The 2,207-nt window shown below is 40.7% G+C and carries 3 protein-coding genes; all 3 read right to left on the bottom strand.

Annotation, left to right across the window (positions count from 1 at the left end):
• On the bottom strand, positions 1-1,145 hold a 1,145-nt coding region (locus tag AC058W_RS00925; protein ID WP_479389569.1), incomplete at its 3' end, for an HAD-IC family P-type ATPase.
• Between the two features lie 205 nt (positions 1,146-1,350).
• Positions 1,351-1,800 carry a Fe-S cluster assembly scaffold protein NifU gene (nifU, locus tag AC058W_RS00930; RefSeq protein ID WP_008704067.1) on the bottom strand — a complete coding sequence of 150 codons (450 nt, stop codon included), beginning with the start codon at positions 1,798-1,800 and terminating at the stop codon, positions 1,351-1,353.
• Positions 1,801-1,824: 24 nt separating this feature from the next.
• Positions 1,825-2,207, bottom strand: a 383-nt coding sequence (locus tag AC058W_RS00935) for an aminotransferase class V-fold PLP-dependent enzyme (RefSeq protein ID WP_479389570.1), incomplete at its 5' end; no start/stop codon positions are given.

Raw genomic sequence — 2,207 nt, forward strand, 5'->3', positions numbered from 1 at the left:
TCCTGGAGTTTCCGTCTATCCTCCTCTGTGATATCCTTATTTAAATCGTCTGATTGTGACATTTTCGCATCAACTTCTGAGTCAGCCACTTGTAATATTGTTTTTTCACCTTCAGTATTTACTGTTGCTGACGCTTCCGCTTTCAAATCAATTATCTGCGGCTCTGTTTTTTCAAGAGAGACGGCTTTCACTCCAGCGTTCTGTCCGGCGGTATACAACTGTACATCTTCGACGCGCATAGTTCCTTCTGTGATCGTTCCGGTCTTATCCAGACAAAGTGTATCAACTCTTGCCAGGGTTTCTATACAGTAAAGCTCCTGTACCAGGGTCTTCTTAGTTGCAAGAACCATAGAACCAAGTGTCAACGCCACACTTGTCAGCAGCACAAGTCCCTCCGGAATCATTCCAAGTACAGCTGCCACCATATTTACCACGGAATCTTTCAGCGTATCTCCCACGATAAAATACTGTTTATAAAACAGCATCGCACCTAAAGGAACGATAATAATACTGATTACTTTCAAAATCGCATTCAGAGAGTTACGTAATTCTGAATTATGGCGTTTAAATTCCTTTGCTTCACTTGTGATCTGTGCGGCATAGTTATCCTTTCCGACGTGAATTACCTGACAACAGGCTTCTCCAGATGTCACAAAGCTTCCTGAAAAAAGTTCATCTCCCTGGTTCTTGGTCAAATTATCTGACTCACCAGTCAGCAGAGACTCATTTACTTCCACCGCTCCTTCCAGTACTTTCACATCTGCCGGTACCTGATCACCTGTCTTCAGGAAAATCAGATCATCAATCACCAGCTTCTCTGTGGAAATACTCCATTTCTTTCCTTCACGCAAAACAACTGTTTTACTTTCCGTAAGGATTGCAAGCTTATCGATTGTCTTCTTTGCCCTGATCTCCTGAACAATACCGATTACCGTATTGATCAGGATAATTCCCATAAACATGGAATTCTTATAAGATCTCACAAAAAGGACCAGCACCAGAAGTACAAGGTTCAGAAAGTTGAAAAACGTAAGTGTATTCTCCAAAATAATCTGCTTGTACGTCCTGGTATTTGGGTTCTCGTTGACATTAACTTTTCCTTCTGCAATCCTCTCCTGCACCTGTTCATTCGTAAGTCCTGTCATCTTTACCTCCTGCAGAAAATAGATAAATTGTTAATGAGACCAAAACGAACAGTAACTGCCCGCTTTGTAATGATATCAGGGTCAAAAGACCTTTGATCCTAACTTCACAATATAAAACACAGGGCAGATGATGAGTATCATCCGCCCCTTCTTTTAATATAACGATTTCAAATCACAAACAGATTCAGCTTTCTGAAAAAACTGATTAATATTCTTCCTCTTCTGCTTCTTCACCTTCGTGAATATCAGACTTCGGTTTCTTAAGACCTTTAATCTCAATGTGATGTTTCTGGGCATAGTCCCATAAAGCAGCATGGATTGCTTCCTCTGCAAGCAGAGAGCAGTGAACTTTTACTGGCGGAAGTCCGTCAAGAGCTTCCATAACAGCTTTATTTGTAACTTCCATAGCTTCTTCGATAGTTTTTCCCATTACCATCTCTGTTGCCATGCTGCTGGTTGCTACTGCTGCACCACATCCAAATGTTTTGAATTTGCAGTCTTTGATGATATGTGTCTCATCATCAATATCAAGGAAAATTCTCATGATATCACCGCATTTTGCATTTCCTACTGTTCCTACGCCACTTGCGTTCTCTATTTCTCCAACATTACGTGGATGCTGAAAATGATCCATTACTTTCTCACTGTAAGCCATTTGTATTTCCTCCTGTTATCCTGCTTATTTCTGTTTTTTCATAAAGTCTTCATATAATGGAGACATGCTTCTTAAATGTGCTACAATTTCTTTCAGTCTGTCTACTGTGAAATCTACATCTTCCATTGTTGTCTCTTCGCTGAGAGTCATACGCAGAGAACCATGTGCGATCTCATGCGGCAGACCGATTGCCAGAAGTACATGAGACGGATCAAGAGAACCTGATGTACATGCAGATCCGCTTGATGCACAGATTCCATAATTATCAAGCATCAGAAGAAGGGATTCGCCTTCTACAAACTGGAAGCTGACATTTACATTATTTGGAAGACGTTTTACACGATCTCCGTTTACTTTTACATATGGAATTTCTGTCTCAATTCTGTGAATCAGATGATCTCTGATAG

It is taken from the genome of Blautia sp. CGZ-1-C1, from assembly GCF_056504575.1.